The 21380-nt window shown below is 52.1% G+C and carries 22 protein-coding genes and 1 pseudogene; 11 read left to right on the plus strand and 12 right to left on the minus strand.

The features are described from left to right. Positions 1-3 precede the first annotated feature (3 nt). Positions 4-666: a hypothetical protein gene (locus V7676_RS07655; protein ID WP_335659100.1), complete on the minus strand. Its 663-nt coding sequence runs from the start codon at positions 664-666 to the stop codon at positions 4-6. Positions 667-1001: 335 nt separating this feature from the next. Here V7676_RS07655 and V7676_RS07660 point away from each other — a divergent pair, with 335 nt between their 5' ends. After that, positions 1002-1208: a cold-shock protein gene (locus V7676_RS07660; RefSeq protein ID WP_168818520.1), complete on the plus strand. Its 207-nt coding sequence runs from the start codon at positions 1002-1004 to the stop codon at positions 1206-1208. A gap of 237 nt (positions 1209-1445) precedes the next feature. Here the strand turns inward: V7676_RS07660 and ung are convergent, their stop codons facing one another. Next, positions 1446-2150: a uracil-DNA glycosylase gene (gene ung / locus V7676_RS07665; RefSeq protein WP_335659101.1), complete on the minus strand. Its 705-nt coding sequence runs from the start codon at positions 2148-2150 to the stop codon at positions 1446-1448. Positions 2151-2349: 199 nt separating this feature from the next. Here ung and V7676_RS07670 point away from each other — a divergent pair. Further along, a pseudogene (locus tag V7676_RS07670) lies at positions 2350-2622 on the plus strand (3-oxoacyl-[acyl-carrier-protein] synthase III C-terminal domain-containing protein); the annotation flags it as partial. Between the two features lie 25 nt (positions 2623-2647). After that, entirely contained in the window at positions 2648-3553 is a 906-nt protein-coding gene (locus tag V7676_RS07675; protein WP_335659102.1) for an alpha/beta hydrolase, read from the plus strand. 15 nt (positions 3554-3568) lie between these two features. Here the strand turns inward: V7676_RS07675 and V7676_RS07680 are convergent, their stop codons facing one another. The 4 genes from V7676_RS07680 to typA all read right to left on the minus strand — a co-directional run bounded on the left by V7676_RS07680 (position 3569) and on the right by typA (position 7416). Further along, on the minus strand, positions 3569-4345 hold the full coding sequence (locus V7676_RS07680) for an enoyl-CoA hydratase (RefSeq protein ID WP_335659103.1): 777 nt from the start codon (positions 4343-4345) through the stop codon (positions 3569-3571). Positions 4346-4490: 145 nt separating this feature from the next. Continuing rightward, entirely contained in the window at positions 4491-4817 is a 327-nt protein-coding gene (locus V7676_RS07685) for a DUF3297 family protein (protein ID WP_335659104.1), read from the minus strand. A 95-nt stretch (positions 4818-4912) separates the two neighbouring features. Continuing rightward, positions 4913-5329: a DUF805 domain-containing protein gene (locus V7676_RS07690; RefSeq protein WP_335659105.1), complete on the minus strand. Its 417-nt coding sequence runs from the start codon at positions 5327-5329 to the stop codon at positions 4913-4915. 269 nt (positions 5330-5598) lie between these two features. After that, on the minus strand, positions 5599-7416 hold the full coding sequence (gene typA / locus V7676_RS07695) for a translational GTPase TypA (protein WP_335659106.1): 1818 nt from the start codon (positions 7414-7416) through the stop codon (positions 5599-5601). Between the two features lie 281 nt (positions 7417-7697). Here typA and V7676_RS07700 point away from each other — a divergent pair, with 281 nt between their 5' ends. After that, a complete protein-coding gene (locus tag V7676_RS07700; RefSeq protein ID WP_335659107.1) occupies positions 7698-8684 on the plus strand; it encodes a bile acid:sodium symporter family protein in 987 nt (328 codons plus the stop codon). Here V7676_RS07700 and V7676_RS07705 read toward each other — a convergent pair. After that, on the minus strand, positions 8671-11178 hold the full coding sequence (locus tag V7676_RS07705) for an ABC transporter permease (RefSeq protein ID WP_335659108.1): 2508 nt from the start codon (positions 11176-11178) through the stop codon (positions 8671-8673). The two genes, V7676_RS07700 and V7676_RS07705, sit on opposite strands and share 14 nt — an antisense overlap. After that, positions 11175-11900, minus strand: a complete 726-nt coding sequence (locus tag V7676_RS07710) for an ABC transporter ATP-binding protein (RefSeq protein WP_335659109.1) — start codon at positions 11898-11900, stop codon at positions 11175-11177. The genes V7676_RS07705 and V7676_RS07710 overlap by 4 nt, the downstream gene beginning before the upstream one ends. An 18-nt stretch (positions 11901-11918) precedes the next feature. On the opposite strand from V7676_RS07710, the gene V7676_RS07715 reads away from it, so the two are divergent. The 3 genes from V7676_RS07715 to V7676_RS07725 all read left to right on the plus strand — a co-directional run bounded on the left by V7676_RS07715 (position 11919) and on the right by V7676_RS07725 (position 14702). Continuing rightward, positions 11919-12623: an arylesterase gene (locus V7676_RS07715; RefSeq protein ID WP_335659110.1), complete on the plus strand. Its 705-nt coding sequence runs from the start codon at positions 11919-11921 to the stop codon at positions 12621-12623. A gap of 154 nt (positions 12624-12777) precedes the next feature. After that, on the plus strand, positions 12778-13983 hold the full coding sequence (locus V7676_RS07720) for a toxic anion resistance protein (RefSeq protein ID WP_335659111.1): 1206 nt from the start codon (positions 12778-12780) through the stop codon (positions 13981-13983). Between the two features lie 5 nt (positions 13984-13988). After that, complete coding sequence (locus V7676_RS07725; protein ID WP_335659112.1) at positions 13989-14702, plus strand: hypothetical protein; 714 nt, start codon at positions 13989-13991, stop codon at positions 14700-14702. Between the two features lie 31 nt (positions 14703-14733). On the opposite strand, the gene V7676_RS07730 is transcribed toward V7676_RS07725, so the two are convergent. Then, positions 14734-15081, minus strand: a complete 348-nt coding sequence (locus V7676_RS07730) for a PilZ domain-containing protein (protein WP_335659113.1) — start codon at positions 15079-15081, stop codon at positions 14734-14736. Between the two features lie 131 nt (positions 15082-15212). Then, positions 15213-16283: a TIGR03032 family protein gene (locus tag V7676_RS07735; RefSeq protein WP_335659114.1), complete on the minus strand. Its 1071-nt coding sequence runs from the start codon at positions 16281-16283 to the stop codon at positions 15213-15215. 141 nt (positions 16284-16424) lie between these two features. On the opposite strand from V7676_RS07735, the gene pdxH reads away from it, so the two are divergent. After that, a complete protein-coding gene (gene pdxH, locus V7676_RS07740) occupies positions 16425-17003 on the plus strand; it encodes a pyridoxamine 5'-phosphate oxidase (protein WP_335659115.1) in 579 nt (192 codons plus the stop codon). After that, on the plus strand, positions 17000-17809 hold the full coding sequence (locus V7676_RS07745) for a PhzF family phenazine biosynthesis protein (RefSeq protein ID WP_335659116.1): 810 nt from the start codon (positions 17000-17002) through the stop codon (positions 17807-17809). The genes pdxH and V7676_RS07745 overlap by 4 nt, the downstream gene beginning before the upstream one ends. A gap of 248 nt (positions 17810-18057) precedes the next feature. Here V7676_RS07745 and V7676_RS07750 read toward each other — a convergent pair whose 3' ends face one another. Then, positions 18058-19200 carry a serine hydrolase domain-containing protein gene (locus V7676_RS07750; RefSeq protein WP_335659117.1) on the minus strand — a complete coding sequence of 381 codons (1143 nt, stop codon included), beginning with the start codon at positions 19198-19200 and terminating at the stop codon, positions 18058-18060. Positions 19201-19229: 29 nt separating this feature from the next. Here V7676_RS07750 and V7676_RS07755 point away from each other — a divergent pair, with 29 nt between their 5' ends. Beyond that, positions 19230-19604: a hypothetical protein gene (locus V7676_RS07755; RefSeq protein WP_335659118.1), complete on the plus strand. Its 375-nt coding sequence runs from the start codon at positions 19230-19232 to the stop codon at positions 19602-19604. 20 nt (positions 19605-19624) lie between these two features. Here the strand turns inward: V7676_RS07755 and mnmA are convergent, their stop codons facing one another. Beyond that, positions 19625-20758 (minus strand): tRNA 2-thiouridine(34) synthase MnmA, encoded by a 1134-nt coding sequence (gene mnmA, locus V7676_RS07760; protein ID WP_335659119.1) that lies wholly within the window; start codon positions 20756-20758, stop codon positions 19625-19627. A gap of 204 nt (positions 20759-20962) precedes the next feature. On the opposite strand from mnmA, the gene V7676_RS07765 reads away from it, so the two are divergent. After that, positions 20963-21286 carry a hypothetical protein gene (locus V7676_RS07765; RefSeq protein WP_335659120.1) on the plus strand — a complete coding sequence of 108 codons (324 nt, stop codon included), beginning with the start codon at positions 20963-20965 and terminating at the stop codon, positions 21284-21286. Positions 21287-21380 lie beyond the last annotated feature (94 nt).

The following is a 21380-nucleotide window of genomic DNA, read 5'->3' on the forward strand; positions in this document are numbered from 1 at the left end:
GGTTTAATCGCCCCAAGGCGGTGGCGGGGCATCTACTGTTTTGGAAAGATCAAACTCCACGCGGAAAAATCGCCCATCGGCTGTGCCGGGACGGCGCAGCTCATAGGCAAAGCGGGCTTGCTTGCCGCCGGGAGGGCTTATTTCTAAGGCCCAGATATTGGTTGCGGATTGGTCGAGACCCGCTGTTTTGAAAAAGCCGATGGATTCCGGATCGACAGGAAATTCCTGGCGCTCGTTCGTTCCCTCATTGGCGGTATCGCCGCCATAATTGGTGACCGCATCCAACGTCCCGTCTTCATGACGATGGCGATGTTTTAATCGCAATCCGTCATCGGCGCGGCTAATGGTCCATGTACGCGAGCGGTCCCACGTGTTGTCCGTGCCACCGATATGGAAGGGAATCTGTATCTGACTATGGTCACAATGGGCGACATGCATGATCATCGGTTTGCCGGTCATTTCCACATCGGCTTTTTGGTCGGAAACAAGCTGCCCGGAATAGGCCTTGCCGCAGAGCAAAGACAGGCGTTCGAAAAATACGTCCTGCGGTGAAGGATCGGGAGCAGTGGGCGCAGGCCCCGGCTCGCAAGAAGTTAGCGCCATGGCGAGGATGGGAATAGAAAACGGAGCAATTTTTCTGGCGGTGATTCTAGCAGTCTGTTTCATAGCGGAAATCAATACACGGTATAGGAATTGAAGGAAAGAGCAGGTAAGGAGGGGATGGTTGGTTGCCAATGCAACCCGCGTAAATCTAGGTATTAATCAGCTTTTAGCGCTCTTATGGCACAAGTCGCCCGATCTGTTCTGCCAAGCAGTTTGCTATATGGCTAATAGACTGCTATGGCGGCCTCAGCTAATAATCGCGTACGACGAAATTCTTGTTTAGCGGCTCTTCAAAAAGCCCCATACTCTTTTTTCCTTTTTCTCGACGTTGGCGACCCCGTCTGGCCTCGCACATTCGCGAGATCAGACATAATTAAGTTATGAATAGGAATAAGAATATGCCTACAGGCACAGTAAAATTTTTCAACGCAGACAAAGGCTATGGCTTTATCGCTCCTGAAGATGGCGGCGACGACAGCTTCGTGCACATCACGGCCGTACAGGCTGCTGGCATGCAGACTCTCGAAAAAGAACAGCGTTTGAGCTACGACGTTGAAACCGGCAACAATGGCAAAAAAGCAGCTGTAAATCTTCAGCAAGCTTAAGCCAACCGGCTAGAATTTTAAAAGGGCGGGAGTGCTACGGCGCTTCCGCCCTTTTTTGTCTGTCCTACATGGGTTCTGATATGTAATATTAGATACTATCATTGATCGGGGCATTGGCTGATGAAGGAAATACCTAGAATAAGTGGCGCGTGATATTGGAATCTGGAGTGGCGGAATAGAAAATGCGGGTTAGGCGTCTTCAACGACCGCTTTTTTCGCTCCCATGCAGATCATAAGTCAAGCAGGGGGTAATGACCAGTCAATCGCCGTCAGGCCTTGTTCCCTCAAAAACGCATTGGTTTTGCTGAAATGCTCACAGCCGAAAAAGCCGTTATAGGCGGACAGGGGAGAGGGATGCGGCGCTTTCAACACGAGATGTCTGCCACCTTGCTCTACGCTCTGCACAAAGCCCGCTTTTTTTTGCGCATAAGCGCCCCACAGAAGAAAGACGACGGGTTCCTCCTTAGCGGCGATCAGGCGAATGACCGCGTCCGTAAACTGTTCCCACCCTTTTCCGCGATGGGAGGCCGCTTCGGCTTTGCGAACTGTCAGCACGCTATTCAGCAGCAATATGCCCTGTTTCGTCCAAGGTTCGAGAAAGCCATGCGCAGGGCGCGGCAGACCGATATCGCTTTCCAATTCTTTATAGATATTAACCAGCGAGGGTGGGGGACGAACGCCGAGCCGCACGCTGAAACACAGCCCATGTGCTTGCCCCGGCCCATGATAAGGGTCTTGCCCCAAAATTACGACGCGGACCTTATCCAGCGGGGTCAGGTCAAGGGCGCGAAAATATTCGTGACTTTCAGGGTAAATCTCGTTGCCTGCTTGTTTCTCTTTGATCAGAAAAGCCCGCAGGTTCGCCATATAATCACTGGAAAATTCGGGGGCGAGTGGCGCTTTCCAGCTTTCATGCAATCTAATGTGATCTGTCTCGGTCATGCCTGACAAATAGCAAGCTGTCCGCGATTGGCAATCCGGCAGTGGATCACTTGCCAGTTCCGAAGCGGACTTTTATGGCCGTGTTTACAAAACGCCTATTCGCCGCGAGTTTAGGAGATTAATTTCGATGAAACATGGCCATGTCTCGATAATTTTGGCTACTGGGCTGTTCACTCCCGGTGACAGTATAGGTCACGCAAAGGTTGTACCCATGGACGGGAAAATGATTGTCGAGTAGTCCGAAAAACTGGGTATCGAAAGCACCGGCATCAGAAGGCTTCGGCTCTATCAGGCGAATGAGGACACAAGTCCGACCGTGCTCGATACCTATGCCAATACGTCATCGGCGGGTTCGATTATTGCATTCCACAAACATAGCGAGGACCTGTCAGGCGGCGATATTGGACTTATCTGTTCCTTTGGCGCAGGATATTCGGCAGGAATGGTTTTTGTGCGGAAAGTGGCCGCATAGGGGCGAATAACGAGAATAAGGGGAAATGTCTTTGCGGATTAGTAAGCGGGCGCGATTTATCAATTTTGTGCTGCGGTTCCTGAAGGTCCGGGAACGTCTGGCAGATTATGATAGCGGGATGCGCTTGATTGCGCGGGACCGGAGAAATGGACCTGCTGTTCCGGGCCGATGGTTTAAAAAGCATAGCGTGATCAGCGAAGGCCGGATCAATGGCCACAAGGTCTATGAGATTACGCCGAAGCAGACGCCCAGCAAGCACCATATTTTTTATCTGCACGGCGGCGGCTATGCTTTTAATATGGTGGTTGTACATTGGGCGATGATCAAGAAATTGATTAAGGCAACGGGCGGTAGCGCCACTGTCCCGCTTTATCCGCTGGCACCAGAGCATGACTGGTCCCAAAGCTACCCGATAGTGATGGAAGCCTATGAACGGGCGGCCGCCAAATATGGCGCCGAAAATATCACGGTAATGGGCGATAGCGCTGGTGGTGGATATAGCCTTGGGCTCGCGCAGATGCTGCGCGATCAAGGCAAGCCGCTGCCCGGAAAAATCATCCTGCTCTCCCCTTGGCTGGATGCGACGGCCAGTGATCCGTTGCAGGAGGAGCTTGAAAAGCATGATGTCCTATTATCTGTGCAAGGCGCCCGGACGGCAGGCCAATTCTGGGCTGGTGAGGGGCGTGACCCGGCGGCCTTCCCTGCCAGCCCTCTATTCTCTTCAATCGAAAACCTGCCGCCTATTGCGGTATTTTCGGGCTGCAACGACCTGTTATATTCAGATGCCCTGCGGTTGAAAGAAAAGGCCGAAATAGCGGGCGTTGATATTGCTTTCACTTTTGGTGAACAGATGCAGCATGTATGGATGCTGTTACCGATCAGAGAAGCGAAGCTGGTACGCGCACAGATAATGGACTTTATCGTGCGTTGAGGCAGGGGACAGGGACTAGCCTTTCAAGCTGCGCCCCCGTTCGATAACGGCAAGCCGCCGCTGCTCAACTTCTTCGGCACTCACACCGTCATTATAAGAGGTGGTAATTTGCTGTTCCAAAGCCAGCGCATCTTTGAAGTTACGATCATAGCCATCGCGAATAAGCTTCTTATAAGTGGAAAGAAATTCAGGATCAATTGTCGCCATATCCGCCGCGAGTGCCTTTGCTGCGGGCAATAATGCATCGGGAGCATAGACATGATTGACTAGCCCCCAAGTGCAAGCGGTATCGGCATCGAGAAACTGGCCGGTAAAGCTCAATTCGCAGGCGCGGGACAATCCGATGTAACGGGAGAGTTTCTGCGACAGGCCCCATCCCGGAATGATACCGACACGGGCATGTGTATCGGCAAAGCGCGCATTGCTAGACGCGATACGTACATCGCAGGCCAAGGCCAATTCAAAACCGCCGGTTATGGCCACGCCATTAATCGCGCCGATAACTGGAATTTTTAAGCTCTCTAGTGCGTTGCACGGATTACTTGCCGGATTTTGCTCAGTCGCGGCGCCAAGGCCTGATGACCCTAATTCCTTGAGATCAAGGCCAGCGGTAAAGGCGCGGTCACCTGCTCCGGTAACGATCAAGGCACGGATATCGCTATCGGCCTCAACATCCTTACAAGCATCATATAATTCGGAGCGCAAACCATGAGACAAGGCATTCATTGCCTCTGGCCGGTTCAGCGTAATGGTCGCAACGCCTTCGGCTTTATCAAGTAATATTAATGCCATTAATCATTGTCTCCGGTCTCATGTTTTTCAGCTAGTTTAGACGCTTTCATTTTCCTTCACCCAACGTGAAATACACCAGTATAATGAAATATTGGATGTGCCGAGGTGTCATATGCTACCGTATGTCCCTATGCGCTTTTCTTATCTAAGCGTCTTTTTTGATCGTTGGTGCATCATCACCAAGGTCTTCAAACCAGGCTTCGACATCCCCATTAAGCTTGATCAGCAACGGGTTGCCCTTGCGGTCCATGGTTTTACCAACCTGCACTTTGACCCAACCTTCTGAAATGCAATATTCTTCGATATTATGCTTACGTTCCCCGCGAAAGTTAATGCCGATGCCGCGTTCCAACAGTTCTCCGCCATAATATTTGCTGCGCGGATGAATCGCGAGATGATCAGGCGGCGTGTCCGTGCCGGATTTGGATTCTGCCGGGGCTTCTTTTTCCGGTTCAATCGGGGTGTCGGTCATAATATCATTCTTTCCAAAAAAGGGTTGCGGCGCTTTGCCACAACCCTATCGAAAATCAAGTTCTACCATTTGCTATATTGGATATGCGGTTGCATTCAGTTGAAGACATCACCAACATTGTCGCTCATTTTCGGATCGGGTCCAAAGCGATTTTCGCCCTTGTTGCCATCTAGGCACATGAACACGAGAACGATTAGCCCGCCAATATAAGGAACGAAGCTTAGCAGAACGAACCAGCCGGATTTGTCTTGATCATGAAAGCGCCTTACTTGCACGGCTAGAGCGGGGACGAGGATCGCCAAGGAATAGATACCAAGCAATCCGAACATTAAACCGCCGCCAAGGGACGCTGCACCGGCTTCATCGGGCGTAAAACCGCCTAGAACACCGCCGATAATGGCTAAGCCAAACATCACAATAATATTGAAAAGCACGAACATCCAATATTCTTTGCGGCGCGATCGCCCGCTAAAATCCGCATAACGTTTTAGCGGCATTAACATCCATTCCATCGGTCTTCCCCTCTATGCTATTAGTTTCCAGAGCCTAAGCCGCTCAAAATGAAAATCAAGCGCCTATTTCAAGCTGTTGCCGGCACAATGCTTTATAGCAAATCGACGGAAATCGTGACGGCAATCCGCACAATGCTCGCCTCATATCAGGTTTAACCGAGGGCTGGATCATATGCTAGGTAAGCGGGGCAGGGTCGGCTACGCTCGCGCTGCGTTTCCAGCTGTAGCGTCCAAACAATAAAAAAGGCGGCCTTAACAGCCGCCTTTTTTTATGCCGCCGATGCCTGACGTGACGCTTTCTTGCGATCATTGGGATCGAGATAGCGTTTGCGCAGGCGGATGTTCTTCGGTGTGACTTCGACCAGTTCATCATTGTCGATATAGGCAATGGCCTGTTCCAGCGTCATAACCTTCGGTGTGGTCAGGCGGATGGCATCTTCCTTGCCCGAAACCCGGAAGTTGGTCAGAGCCTTTGACTTCATCGGATTGACGTCGAGATCGCCTGGCTTGGCATTTTCACCAATGATCATGCCCTCGTAAACCGGTGTCTGCGCGCCGATAAACAGTACGCCGCGTTCTTCGAGCATATTCAGAGCATAAGCTGCGGTGTTGCCGGTTCCATTGGACACCAGCACGCCAACCGGACGGCCTTCGATAACGCCTTTATATTCGCCATATTTCTCGAACAGGCGGTTCATCAGGCCGGTACCGCGCGTGTCAGATAGAAACTCGCCATGATAGCCGATTAATCCGCGTGAAGGTGCAGAGAAGGTCAGACGGGTCTTGCCTGCACCAGAAGGGCGCTGTTCTGTCAATTCTGCTTTGCGGCGCTGCATTTTGGAAACAACCGTGCTGGCATATTCATCATCCACGTCGATGACGACCGTTTCATAAGGTTCCTGGCGCTTGCCATTTTCTTCGCGGTATAAAACGCGCGGGCGGGAAATGCCGAGTTCGAAACCTTCGCGGCGCATCGTTTCGATGAGGACGCCCAATTGCAATTCGCCGCGGCCAGCGACTTCAAAGCTGTCTTTATCTTCGCTTTCGGTCACTTTGATCGCAACATTCGATTCTGCTTCGCGTGCAAGTCGGTCGCGGATCACACGGCTGGTAACCTTGTCGCCTTCACGGCCAGCAACGGGGCTGTCATTGACGGCAAAGCGCATGGACAAGGTTGGTGGATCAATAGGTTGTGCAGCAATAGGTTCTGAAACAGAAACATCACATATGGTGTTGGAAACGGTTGCCTTTGTCAGGCCTGCAAGGGAGATAATATCACCCGCCTTGGCACTTTCAACGGGAACGCGTTCAAGACCGTTAAACGCCATGATCTTTGTCGCACGGCCAGTTTCAACAACCTTACCATCCATATCAATCGCGTGGATCGGCATGTTGATATCGATTTTTCCGCTTTCAACCTTGCCGGTCAAAATACGGCCAACGAAATTGTCGCGGTCAAGCAGCGTGACAAGAAATTTAAATTCAGCATCCGGATCAACGTCAGGCTCTGGCACATGTTCAATAATTTTGTCGAACAAAGCAGATAGATCGCCTTCGCGTACATCTGGTGTCTCGCCGGCATAGCCATTACGACCACTCGCATAGAGTGTCGGGAAATCAAGTTGCTCGTCATTGGCGTCGAGATTGACGAAGAGGTCGAACACTTCGTCGAGGACTTCTTCCGCGCGGCCATCAGGACGGTCAATCTTGTTCACAACAACAATTGGCTTCAAGCCGAGAGCAAGCGCCTTGCCGGTGACGAATTTCGTCTGTGGCATAGCGCCTTCAGCGCTGTCGACTAGCAAGATAACGCCGTCGACCATGGACAGGATGCGTTCTACTTCGCCGCCAAAGTCGGCGTGGCCCGGTGTATCGACAATATTGATCCGTGTGCCTTTCCATTCGACACTGGTACATTTTGCGAGAATCGTAATGCCGCGTTCTTTTTCCAGATCATTGCTGTCCATCGCGCGTTCTTCGACTCGTTCATTGTCTCGGAATGTACCGGACTGGCGGAAAAGCTGGTCCACAAGGGTTGTTTTACCGTGATCAACGTGCGCGATTATTGCAATATTGCGAAGAGACATATTAGATTCTGCCGTATAGAGAGGAAAGGGGGGCACTTGTGCCGGACCTTATAATGCGTGCGCCCTTAACCTGTTTACTGCTGCGCCGCAACATTAGAAAATGCGTCTTTTTACGGTTGGCGTTGATCTGAAATTGGTTTGTACCGAAAATCCTTCAATTGATCAGGTCGTTAGGGAAGGGTTAGCAGGGTTTTCTCGCGGCTTTATAAATGTCGCTTACGGGGTGATAAAACATCAATTCTGCTATTAGTAATTACCGCCAAATCGGCTAGGGCACCGCGATGACATCATTTTTTCAAGTTTTACGACAGATTGCGTCTGATCGTTTCATATGGCTTTTGTCTGTAGCTGTTATTATCGCGTTGTCATTGCCGCTCAGCACAAACTTAAGCGGTATTGGCAGTATTGTTTCCTCCGCCGGTATTTTTCTGATCTTTCTACTGCACGGTATCAGGCTGGAGCGCGCCGAGGTTGTCGCCGGATTCAAAAATATCCGCCTACAAGGCGCGATTTTTGCTTTTGTATTTGGTGTAATGTTGATTGCCGGGCTGGCGCTGTCCAAAGTGACGGATAATTTCCTGCCACATGATCTTGCGCTTGGCTTTCTGTTTCTGGGCGTACTGCCATCGACAGTGCAATCGGCGACATCCTATTGCGCAATCGCACGCGGCAATGTTGCTGGGTCTGTCGTAGCATCGGCATTTCTAAATCTGTCGGGCGTGTTCATTGCCCCCTTGATGTTCGCGTTGCTGGCCAGCGCGGCGGGTGTGTCGATCACCACAGATGCGTTCGTGCGGATATTGGCAATATTATTGCTACCCTTTGTTATGGGCCAGTTGATTCAGCGTTGGACGCGCCCGTGGGTGATGAAAAACAATGGCCTGATCGGCTGGATGGACAAGATCGTGATCGCGATGGTGGTTTATATTTCTTTTTCCGGTGCCATTATCGCTGGGACATGGTTTCAAATCGAAGCGGGACAATTTGCCGTGATGGCAGCCGCGCTGGCCGTATTATTGGCTATTGGTTTTGGCGGAGCATGGATGCTGGGGGGATGGCTGCAACTGGTGCGGGGCGACCGTAAGACGCTGCTATTCTCTGGCGCGCAAAAAAGCATTGCCATTGGCGCGCCTTTGGCGGCCATATTATTTCCGCCAGATAGAGCGGGTCTGATATTGCTGCCGCTGCTTATTTATCACCTGACACAGTTGATTATTTCGGCCCCGGTGGCGCTACACCTCGGCAAGGATGACGCTATAGCTCCCTAAGCGCCTGCGCAGGTTTAGCGGACAGGACGGGGATCGATCCTAATAGACCGATACCTAGTGTCACGACGGCCCCAAGCCCCAGCGTCATCAAAACCACGCCCCAATCGGGTTGCCAGGTAAATTCAAAAATCTGAGTAATGACAAACCATCCGCCCAGTAGGCCAAGGCCCAATGCTACGGCGGAGAGTAAAAGGGCGAGGGCTGCATATTCAATGGCCTGTGCCGACAATATCTGGAACCGCGTTGCGCCCAATAGCTTTAATATCACGCTGTCATAAACTCGTGATTGGCGGGAAGCGGCAATGGCCCCGATCAAGACAGCAATGCCGGAGAATATCGCAATCGAGGCGGCAGCACCGATGGCGGTTGCCATCTGGTCCAATATCGTACCGATTTGAGATGCGATTTCTTTGACCTTTATCATCGAGATGGAAGGGAAGTTCCGTGGTAGACTGCCGAGCAATCCGTCTTCTCCGGCTGAATCCATTTGTATGGTCGCCGCAACATTATGCGGCGTTCCGGCCAGCACATTAGGCGGGAAAACCAGCACATAGTTAAAGCCGAAATTCCGCCAGTTGACGGTCCGAAGCGATGCAACAGTCGATTTGATTTCCACACCTAATAGGCTGACGGTCAGGCTGTCTCCGACTTTCAGGCCCAATGCTGCGGCCTGTTCTGAATCGACCGATATGAGTGGTGGGCCATTATAATCCGCCGGCCACCACTTGCCTGATTCTATTTCACTGCCTTCCGGTATGTCGGCACTATAAGTAAGCCCGCGATCTCCGCGTAATACCCACGCACCTTCGGGAATTTCTTCCAGCTCGGAAACAATCTGCCCGCCATATTCGGTGATGATCCCGCGCAGCGTTGGTACGATGTTTATTTCGGCATCGCTGGCGGTGGCTTGGACGGTGGCTTTAAATTCCTCGGCGCGCTCTACGGGTATATCGAGGACAAAGAAATTGGGCGCTTCTTGGGGAATGCTCAACCGGATTTCATTCGTCAAACTGGTCTGGATCGCGGCCAGCGTGGCAAATAAAGTCAGGCCTAGCCCCAATGCCACTACTAACTGCCCGGTCTGTGCGCCGGGGCGATGTAGGTTGGTCAACGCCAGCCGGAATAAGGGCTGTTTGGGACGCGGCGCTTTGCTGGCGAGCCAGCGTATTGCTATGCCCAGCAGGCTGAGCAATAATAATATACCCAGCGCCGCGACGATGAACCACATGGAAAAAGCCGGTTCGTCGGTGCTACCAACTGCCAGAGCCACAATGGCGGCGATAGAGAACCCGACGGCAATCCATGTCGGTCGGTCGATCAGACGCCATGACCGGCTGTCACCGCGAAATAATCCCGCCGCCGGAATCAGCTTGGCCCGCGACAATGGAGGCAGGGCAAAGATCAAGGCGATGAGCAAACCATAAGCAGCGCTGACAATCAGTGGCAACGGATATAGGGCAAATTCCGGCTTAATCGGTAAGATATCGCCCGCCACCTCTATGATCACAAGCGGTGCAATGGCCCCGACAATGAGGCCAGCAAATATAGCGACCAAAGAGACGGCCAATATCTGGAGCATATAGATGCTAAAAATCATCCCGCTATCCGCGCCCAATATTTTGAGCGTCGCAATCGCGCCTTGTTTTCCACGTAAATAGGACGCCACCCCGTTGCCAACGCCAATGCCCGCGATGACGAGCGACGTAAGGCCAACAAGCGTTAGAAACTGCCCCATGCGAACGATGAAACGCCGGGTACTAGGCGCGCCATTGTCACGGGTTTTTACTTCCCATGCCGCATTTTTATATTGCGCTTCCAGTCTGTCACCCAATTCGGCAGGGTCGATACTGGCCGGAAGTTTCAGGCGATATTTGCTTTCGAACAGGCTGCCCGGCTGGACCAAATTGGTCGAACGTAATCCGCCTATAGATGTAATCGCTACTGGCCCGAGGGACAGGCCTTCGCTCAGCCGGTCCGGTTCGTCACCGATTATGCCTGCGATAGTGAAGGCTGCTTCCCCAAATAGCAGCGTGTCACCGGTTTTTAGCGACATGCGCTGGATCAGGGCAGGGGTGACATAAATTTGCTTATCACTAAGCGGCGGTGCGATTGTGCCGTCTGCCAAAGTGAAATCACCATAAAGCGGATAAGGAGCATCCACGCCTTTTAATTCCACTAATTGCGTATCGCTGCCATCCGGTACCCGCGCCATAGCCTGCATGCGCAGGGTTTCGGAAACCGTGCCCGCTGCGGTGAGCGTTGCGCGCTCGGCGGATGAAATTTCGCGCTGTGCTACAGAAATTTCGAGATCGCCGCCTAATATAGACTGTCCGCGATTGGCCAGCTCATCCGTGATCGCACTGGTTAGGCTACCTATGGCTGCCAATGTTGCAACGCCCAGAAATAGGCAGATTATTAAAAGGCGCAGGCCAACAAACCGGCCCCGCAAATCACGTCGCGCGATGGTCCATGCTTTGGATAGATTAGCACTCACGCAGCGCTGTCTTTCTCAATCATGCCGTCCCGCAATTCGATAATCCGGTCACAGCGTTTTGCGAGATCGGGGTCATGGGTGATCATCAATAAAGTAGCTTTGCTGGCTTTCTGACGATCAAATAATAGTTCGATAATTTTCTCGCCTGTTGTCCCGTCCAGATTGCCGGTCGGTTCATCAGCAAAGATAATAGAAGGGCGCGAAGCCATGGCGCGGGCAATGGCCACACGCTGTTGCTCACCGCCCGATAACTGGGTGGGATAATGGCCGAGCCGGTCGCCAAGGCCGACCGCTTCTAGTTCGCTCGCCGCTATGGCAAAGGGATCAGGCTGACCATTCAGTTCCAAGGGCACAGCGACATTTTCCAGCGCGGTCATTGTCGGCAGCAAGTGAAAGGCTTGCAGAACAATTCCAACCCGTCCGCGTCGCGCAATGGCAAGCTGGTCCTCGTTCATCGTTCCAAAATCAGCACCCGCAATATTCACTGTTCCACCGCTCGCCCGCTCAAGGCCGGATAATATCGCCATGAGCGAGGATTTTCCCGAACCGGACGGGCCGAGCAGGGCAACTGTGGTGCCGGTCTTGATCGACAGGTTAATTCCGCCCAGAATATCAACCCGCGCATCGCCTTCCCCTAAAGACAGGGTGACATTTTGTGCATCAATGGCAATATGGGAATTAGGTTGTGCAGCATCAGCGGCTGCGGCGGATTTTTGAGACATGATGGGAAGGTATATCCAATGTTGGGCAGGTTATTGTCATATGGGTTTTGTATTGCAATTCTTCAACTTGTGATCGCATGTGGTCCGGCCGCAGAGCAAAATAGCGCCGCCGTCCCGCAGGAAGGAGCAGCCCAAGAGAACGCCGTTCAACCGGCTGCAGAAGCCAAAACACTCATCCTCGCGTTTGGCGATAGCTTATATGCAGGCTATGGTTTGGCACCGAGTGATGGCTTCGTACCGGATTTACAAAAAGCGTTAAATGATGCCGGACAGGATGTAAAAGTTCACAACGCCGGTGTTTCTGGCGATACAACGGCGGCCGGTCTCCGGCGGATGGACTTTGTGCTCGATAGCTTGCCGAGAAAGCCCGATCTGGTCATATTGGGGCTGGGCGGCAATGATCTGCTCCGTGGGTTAAAGCCATCGGAAACACAGGCCAACATGGAGGCTATGGTCAAAAAACTGGCAGACCGTGACATAGCGGTAATGTTGACCGGCATGTTGGCTCCGCCTAATTTAGGCAAGGAATTCGGAGGGCAGTTTAATGTCATCTATCCGGCGCTCGCCAAAAAATATGATATTGGTCTCTATCCTTTCTTCATGGACGGGGTTGTCGGGCGGTCCGAGCTGATCTTACCGGACGGTATTCATCCCAATGCCAAGGGGATTGATGTGATTGTGGAACGCATAACGCCCAGTGTTGAAACCGCGTTGAAAGAGTAGAGAGCCTATTAAAATACAGTGCGCGTTATACCCATATTTGCAATAGCTGTATTATTTTTATAATACAGCTGCGGAAACGCTTGAAAAGTGCTGCATTTGCATCCATTTATTAGCAGAAGGCTGTACCACTGACAGCGATATGGAGACTGAGCCAATGGCGACCGAAACGATTACCGCAACCGAAGAATTGACGCTGACCCCGCCGGAACCGGTTGTGGCTGTGTCTCCAACAAAGGCGGCCGGGCTTGTACCGGTGGGCGATGAGATTAAGTCAAAGCTCGAAGAGAAAGTCGATAGCTTTATCGACGATCTGGTGGCGCAGGACGAAAATAGCCCGGAATTTGGCAAAAAAGTTGATCAGATTACCAATATGGGTCGCAAGGAAATTGCGGACGCGGCAGGACAGTCTAACCGCTTTCTCGATCGCCCGATCCGGTCGATGGATGAAGAATCGGGCATCGGAGCCGATCTTTCTGAACTGCGCCGGACCGTAGAAGATCTTGATCCCGGCAAACGCGGCAATCTGCTGGCCCCGCGCAAGCTATTCGGGATTATTCCCTTCGGTTCGAAACTCCGCAACTATTTCGACGGCTATAAAAGCGCGCAGGGGCATATCTCGTCCATATTGACGCGCTTGCAGGGCGGTAAAGACGAACTTTTGATGGACAATGCGGCCATTGATGTGGAGCGTAAAAACCTGTGGGCCGCCATGGGCCGGCTGGAACAGATGATCCATGTCTCCAAGGTCATGGACCAGCGGCTGGAAGATAAAGCGGCGGAACTGGATGCGACTGACCCAGCCAAGGCCAAGGCGATAAGGGAAAGCGCGCTTTTCTATGTGCGCCAGCGGACACAGGATTTGCTCACCCAAATGGCGGTGACCGTACAAGGCTATCTCGCGCTCGATCTGGTGAAGAAAAATAATGTGGAGCTGGTCAAAGGCGTGGACCGTGCCAGCACAACAACGGTCAGTGCGCTGCGCACCGGCGTCACTGTGGCACAGGCACTTACCAACCAAAAGCTCGTGCTCGATCAGGTCACTGCGCTGAATACTACCACAGCAGGGATTATCGACAGCACCGGCGACATGCTGAAAAACCAGACCGCTGCGATTCACGAGCAAGCCGCATCAGCGACTATCCCGCTCGAAACGCTGCAACGGGCGTTCCAGAATATCTATGACACGATGGACAATATCGACACGTTCAAGGTCAAGGCGCTGGAAAATATGAAAACCACCGTCAACAGCCTGTCCGGCGAGATTGAAAAATCAAAAGGCTATATCGCAAGGGCCGAAGGGCAGGATAAAGCCGCGCTGGAAGCACCATCGGAAAACCCGCTAAGCGCGCTTGAGGAATAACACGCATGAGCGAAAGCAATCAGCAGGTTTATGACAATGCCGCGAACTATCTTCGTAGCTATAAATTTGCAGAATCCATCGGTGAGCGGTCCAAGGGCCTGAAGCGTGGTTATTTTCGTAAAAAGCTAGGACGGGCCGTGGTGGTTACGCTCGGCGTGCTGGTGGGCGCGGGTATTCTCGGGGGCATATTAAACGGCATTGGTTTTTGGGGCGTGATGATTTCGGCGGGCCTGATTGCGGGCGGTATCTGGGCGGCGATGAAATTCCCCCAAATGAAAATCCCGACACCGGAAACACTTGTGCAATCCGACCTGAAAACCTTGGCGGGCAAGACGGAGATATGGCTGGAGGCACAGCGTCCGGCGCTGCCCCCGCCAGCGATCAAGATTATCAACGATATCGGCGTGCAGCTTGATATGCTGTCCCCGCAATTGCAAAAGCTGAATGAAGCAGAGCCAGCGGCCTATGAGGTTCGCAAGCTAATGGGTGAACATCTGCCGGAACTCATTTCCGGCTACCGTGCCATTCCCGTGCCGATGCGCGGAAAAACCAATGATACGGGCAAGTCGCCGGATGAACAGTTAATCCGCGGCTTGTCGTTAATTGAAAAAGAAATTTCAGGAGTTACACGGCAAATTGCCAAGGGCGATATCGATAATCTTTCGATCCGCGGCCGGTATCTGGAATTAAAATATGAAAATAGCGGCGAAGCGGAATAAGGCTGTTTCGGCGGATTGATCCGCCACTTATTCAACCATGTTCGCGTAATTTCGCGAGGAGATGCGTCAACACAGCCGGATGTAGATCTTGGGAAAAGGCGCAGCCATATTCCTGAAAACCGGTCCATTTGATTGTTGCAGTGAGCGTTTGAATTCCCGGTAGCCGGATATAGACGGGTTTCTGTTCATCGAGATGGGTATAGCTTTTCATCTTAAATCCGGAGACGGACAGGTCCGATAATGCTGCCGGAAAAAGCTGGGAATTAGATTGCCGGACCAATATTTCGCCCTCAACAACGGCCCGCTCGTGTTTTCTGTTACCAAGCGGCGATATTTCAATTTTATCGGCGCTACGCACTGCTTCCATCTTCCCGTCCAAGCTGTTGGTCCTGCTATTGGAACGGTCATCCTGATGGTTATTGAAGGGATAATGTCAGAAACTTTCATTCTATAAAATGATCAGCACGATTATTTCAATGCGGGAAGGACAGGTAGAATCGGAAGCCTGTTCTACCAATCTGGCCGCTCAATGGTAATAAAGTCCCTGATTTCTGTCGATTGCGGACCCAAAGTGATTGGATTTTTTACACCTGGCAGGATGCAGATATCGAATAACTCAGTAATGGCGCCTTCGAGACGTAGCCATTGGACGATTTCGCCGGTTGCGAGCGATAATATCTGCACGCCGCACCATTGTTCTGCCTTCTTTTCCTTCAATCGCTCATCCAGCGTTAGGCCTTCAAAATGTCCATGGCGCGGTTTGGAAAGCGTGACAAAGCCGTGGTCGTTGTGAAATGCTAGGCCCCTTAAAAATCCGGGAAAAAAGGCAACTGGTTTGAACCAATGATTGTCCGGAGTCAGCCAGCCGAGCTCACCAGTACCGGAATTTAACAGCCACAAACGATCCGCGTACCATCGGGGACTGTGTGGCATCGACAGTCCCTCGGTCAATATCGTATCATTTTCGACGTCAATTATAACGCCGCCGTTTTTGCGGCAGTTACGCCAGCCGTCTTTGACGTCAGACTGTCCCACGGCACTGACATATTTGGGCTGCCCTTCGACCATAGCAAGCCCGTTTAGGTGACAGCGATCTTCGGCTATCACCTCGGAAATAAAGTCGGGTTTCCAGATCGGCTTAAAACTATGGGTAAGGCTTGATATACTCAGGCAATTATACCGTGTGTTGACGCAGATAATCTGGCCATCCTTGCGTAACCCAAGCTCGTGAATGTCGATATTGCCCGTCGTCTGCATATTGCGTGGAACATAGACTTTGTCATGCACGCAATTGGCAAGTTGCCCTGGCGCCAGAACATTTTCCATCCGTACGACTTGTGTCAAACTGCTCAGATAGATGCGATTTTCATTGGCTATAACGCCCATTGCTTGCGGATATATGGCTTCATGAATGGCCAGTTTGCCATCAGTCCCGCGGCCTACGAGATACAGCCGCCCGGTTTGATAAGAGGTGAAACCGATAGAAATATCATTTTCTGCCAGAAAACCGGCAAGGCCGGGAGAAAAAGTGATGACTGTCTTTTCGGCTTCTGTGTCCGTAGCCGCTTTATTTTTGTCCACATATACCCCCGCATTTAAGCATACATAATATTACGCCATTTCCAAACGACAAGGGCAACGTGCGGTTACCGAAAAATAGGATCTGGAATAAATTTAATACCGGTCTTTCCTGCCGCCGGTCATGCTGGTAGATGATCGTCTATGACAAAAGATCCTTTTTCGACCTTCGATAGCTGGTTTGCCAAAGCGCGCGAAACAGAGCTTAATGACGGCAATGCCATGACAATCGCGACGGCAGATGCTGACGGCCAGCCTTCGGCGCGGATGGTATTGTTAAAAGGGCACGGTCCCGATGGCTTTATATTCTATACAAATAAGGAAAGCCGTAAGGCATCCGACATTGCGTCCAACCACAAGGCGGCGATATTATTTCACTGGAAAAGCCTGCGCCGTCAAATCCGTATTGAGGGGAGTCTTTCAACCGTGCCCGACAATGTTGCAGATGCTTATTTTGCGACGCGCAGCCGGGATTCCCAATTGGGTGCCTGGGCTTCCGATCAATCGCGGCCACTGGATAGCCGCGCCACTTTTGAATCGCGGTTTGAGGAAGTGCGCGCGCGTTTTGATGGCAGGGATGTGCCGCGTCCACCTTATTGGTCCGGCTATTGCCTGACGCCGCAGCGTTTTGAATTTTGGCAAGACCGCGAACATCGTTTGCACGAACGGCGGATATTTGTCCGTGACGGTGATAATTGGAATGAAGGAATGCTTTATCCATGACGCAGAAAACACGATCTTTGCCCTATTTTCATGTCGATGCCTTTGCGGATCGGCCATTTACCGGCAATCAGGCTGCGGTAATGCCATTGGACAACTGGCTGGATGATGATGTGTTACAGGCCATTGGCGAAGAAAATAATTTCGCCGAAACTGCCTTTTATCTGCCCGATGATACCGGCGAGGCGGATTATGAGTTACGCTGGTTCACACCGGCTATAGAAATTGCATTATGCGGCCATGCAACCTTGGCCAGCGGCCACATCATCTTGTCGCAAAATCCGGATAAAGATCAGGTGAAGTTTCGCACCCGCAAAGCCGGTGTGCTGACCATGGTTCGTGACGGGGCGGGCTATGCGCTGGCATTGCCCGCCTATTCGCCTGCGCCAAAAGAGCTGCCGGATATTGTCGCCTTGGTCGGCGGTAGTCCGGTCGAGACGCAGTTTCATGCGGGGCGCTATAATGTGATCCGCTATGCAACCGCGGAGGAGGTTATGGCACTTAAACCGAATTTAAAAGCATTGGCCGCGTTGGGGAACGAGCAATTTATCTGTACGGCCTCTGGTACAGACACTGATGTGCTGAGCCGCGTTTTCGTGCCCGGCGGCGGCGTTGATGAGGATAGCGTGACGGGGTCGGCCCATGCGGTGCTGACGCCTTATTGGGCAAAGCAACTCGGGCGGGATAATTTCACCGCCTATCAAGCCAGCAGTCGCGGTGGCTATTTGCACTGCCGACTTGACGGGGACTCAGCATGGCTGGGCGGAAAATGTGTGACCGTGGTCGAAGGGACGTTCCGGCTTTTCTAATATAGTACGCAGCGGATAATCTTTGTAAAAAGGGGCTTTTCTACAAAAGCGCCGTTATGATATTTTACGCCCGTTCTATCTCAGTTATGATAAGTAGCGGGGCAATTGTGCCTGGCTGATAATGTCAAATATGTCAGCGAAAAAGACGATGGTTGACCAAATTTCTCAAATAGCGGTTTTTAGGAAATCGGCAGAAATTGTGGGTTCCTTGGTGTGAAGAATGTAAAATTTCAATGATTGTCGAAAAGTCAGCCACCAATCGGAAAGGCAGAAACAATCCTGCCAATCTGGTCGCTCATCGGCCGGTTCACATCATCCTGCGTCTTGCCCAACCGGACAACCGTTAGCTTCTGTTCCGGTGATACCACAATCTGTTGACCCAAATGACCAAGGGCGGCGAAAACCGAGTCCGGTGCCATGTCGGGGAATAATATGGGATTTCGGCCTTCGGGACGTTTCTTGTTCAGCCAGATATGACCGCCATAGGCCGGATCATTGGCAGACGATGTACGCATGAACTTGACCCAGCTGACCGGCAGATGCTGCGCGCCTTTTCTGGTGCCATTGTTGCGTAAAAACTCTCCGAATTTAGCATAGTCGCGGGCGGTGGCATGGATCAGGCTACCACCGATGAACGTGCCATTGGCATCAAATTCGAAATAGGTGCTGTCCATACCCAGTGGTTCGAGCAATCGACCGCGAATGAAGCGCATCGCGCTATCGCGGCGTGCCTTGGGGTCGGTGCTGTTGGTCAAAGTCCGTGTGATAATATCAGCCAAAATGATGCTGGTCGCGGTGCTATATTCAAATTTCTCACCAGGTTCGGCTTCCATTGGACGGGCCTCTGCATAGCCCGCCATATCGCCGGAACCCTCAAGAAACAGCATCTGCTGGGTATCGGCTTCGTAAATTGTTTTACCATTTTCTTCGGCATTTTCGGTATGATCAAGGCCAGAGGACATCTGGAGCAGTTGACGCAATGTGATATGACCGCGCGGATCACCCGGGCGTTGCCAAGCGGGAACGGGGGCAGGGTCGTCCAGCACAAGTCGGCCGTCGGCGACCAGAAAACCGATAAGTGTGCCGGTAAAGGATTTGGCCATCGACCAGCTAATGAATCTAGTATCTTGATCATAGCCTTCGCCATAGCGTTCGGCGATAATTTCGCCACGATACATGATCAGTAATGCACGGGTTTCTGCCATTTCAGGATTTTCGAACAAGGGAGAAATGAGGGCATCGAGCCGCGCCTTACTAATCGGGCTGTCATCCGATATATAGGCCAGCTCTTCGGCGGTTTTGGGCGGTGGGCCTGCCGGTTTGTCAGTGGCTCCACAGCTTGAAAGCAAGAGCGCGAGCGCGGACAGGGTGGCAATTTTAATCTTGTGCATGGGCATGGGTTGCACCAATAGATGCAGCCATGGCACCCGTAAATAGCAATCCCGAAAACTTGTCCAAGGCACACCTGAGCAAAGGTCGATTGGCTTTATATATGCTCGGTTTATTCGTGCTGATATTGGCCGCGGTCTTTGCGTATAATTATAGCTCTATCAAAGGGCAGCTTGGCCTCGGTACCGCCTATGGCGCGCGCGTTGCTTGCCCCTGTCATTATGTTGGGGGGCGGGATTTGACCGATTGTGAAAAGGATTTTGAGCCCGGTATGGAAATCGTTAGCCTGTCTTTGGATGCGGAAAAGCGGCGTGTAACCGCCTCTGTCCCGCTCATTGCTAGCGCGACCGCCGAATTTCGCGAAGGCTGGGGCTGTGTGATGCTGACCGAGGCCGAAGCCGACTAAATCGGTGGCTTCGGCTATATTCAGGCCAGAGCCGCCGTCAGCCATTCTTGTGAAACCGCACTGGTTTCTTCGATCCAACCGCCGCCCAGTACACGGTCTTTATTATAGAATACCGCAGCCTGTCCTGGGGATACGCCATATTCCGGGTTGTGAAAACGAAGTGTGCTTCCTTCCAACCGCGCGTGGGTAGGCTGTGCCATGGAGCGAACTTTGACCTGCATTGGTCCTTCGAAATCTCCGCCAATCCAGTTGATATCGCGCAGCGTTGCAGACGCGACCGCTAGTGCCTGTTTGGGGCCAACAAAGACGCGCTTGGTTTCGGGATCGATGCGAATGACATAAAGTGGTTCGGCTTGTCCGCCGATTTCCAGTCCCTTGCGCTGGCCAACGGTATAATGGATCAGACCTTTGTGCCGACCCATGACAGTACCATCTATATGTACAATCTCGCCATCATCATCGGCATCGGGGCGCAGCTTACGAACAACTTTGGCATAATCACCATCGGGGACGAAGCAGATATCCTGACTATCGGGTTTGAAAGCGACGGCGAGGCCCATTTCTTCGGCTATTTCGCGGACTTGGCTTTTGGGCATGTCACCCAGTGGAAAGCGCAAATAGTCGAGCTGGTCTTGTGTCGTCGCGAATAGAAAATAGCTCTGGTCGCGTGCCGGATCCATCGCACGGTGCAATTCTGAACCATGCTCGCCCAAGACGCGCCGGACATAATGGCCAGTGGCTAGGCAATCGGCACCCAGTTCGCGGGACAGGTTTAACAGGTCGGTAAATTTCACACCCATATTGCACTGGACGCAAGGAATGGGGGTGCGCCCGGCCATATATTCATCGGCGAACACATTCATGACCGATTCCTGAAACCGGCTTGCGTGATCGAAAACATAATGGGCGATGCCAAGTTTTTCGGAAACGGCGCGGGCATCGCGAATGTCTTGACCAGCGCAGCAACTACCAGCGCGGCCTACAGCTTCGCCATGGTCATAGAGCTGCAAGGTAATGCCGATGGTCTCGGCGCCCGTCCGAGCGGCGAGGGCGGCTACAACGCTCGAATCGACGCCGCCGGACATCGCAACCACGATGCGCTTGCTGGTCATATCTTCGCCGAGCTGAAATTCACTATTGATTCGATCTGTCATGATCCACATCCCTTAACGATGAAGCGTGCGAAGCGCCAGTATTGCCGGAATTAGCGGCCAGATAGTCGGGTCACGCCCGTCATTGGTTCATATTGGGACGAAAAGGCCAATTGGAAGGAAGGATTGCTTAACTAGTCCTAAGAGCGCGTGAACACGGTCTTTACATTAGTTTATACCTTCGCTGCTAGATAACTGCTTATGGAAATGAACTTCCCACATAAGAGACTGGCAAAGACCAGTGCGGACGCGGATGTAAATGCAGCCAGCGCACATGATGTGCTTATTGCGCATGCGATCGCGCGTCAGTCTCTTTCTCCTTCGGCTCGTGCCTATATCGCATGTCGGAATGGGTCGGTTGTAAAACCAGCTCATGCGAGCCGGGGATTAGTGGAAGATCGGATCAAGTTTTTTGCAGGGGAGCTTCGACCAGGAAGCTCGTTTGCGAAGAGCGAGCGCATATTCGAAAATGGTCATTTTTGGCCGGATTTATTGCGTGGAAGTTCATCCGGTGGGGTGGATGAAGAGTAAGTATGAATGGGTTGTTTACCTTGGTGATTTAGTAGTTTGCAAAACTCTATGTCTACAAATGTAAAAACATTCGGCGATAGTGAAATGCCGCAAG

This window comes from Parasphingorhabdus sp. (assembly GCF_036963805.1).
In the GTDB taxonomy this organism is placed as follows: Bacteria; Pseudomonadota; Alphaproteobacteria; order Sphingomonadales; family Sphingomonadaceae; genus Parasphingorhabdus.